At 41.4% G+C, this 314-nt stretch carries 1 protein-coding gene; it reads right to left on the reverse strand.

Going from position 1 to position 314, the window contains the following annotated elements; genetic code table 11:
• Positions 1 to 314 (reverse strand): phosphotransferase (locus H4I94_RS16220; protein WP_261183733.1); only part of this gene is annotated, 314 nt, incomplete at both ends.

Below are 314 nucleotides of genomic sequence, written 5' to 3' on the forward strand. Positions count from 1 at the left end.
TGCAATTTATTCATATCAGGATTATCAATACCATATTTTTGAAAAAGCCGTTTCTGTAATGAAGGAGAAAACTCACCGAGGCAGTTCCATAGGATGGCAAGATCCTGGTATCGGTCTGCGATTCCGACTCGTCCAACATCAATACAACCTATTAATTTCCCCTCGTCAAAAATAAGGTTATCAAGTGAGAAATCACCATGAGTGACGACTGAATCCGGTGAGAATGGCAAAAGCTTATGCATTTCTTTCCAGACTTGTTCAACAGGCCAGCCATTACGCTCGTCATCAAAATCACTCGCATCAACCAAACCGTT

Origin of the sequence: Acinetobacter sp. T_3_1, from assembly GCF_025377055.1 — a bacterium.
Classification (GTDB): domain Bacteria; phylum Pseudomonadota; class Gammaproteobacteria; order Pseudomonadales; family Moraxellaceae; genus Acinetobacter; species Acinetobacter kookii.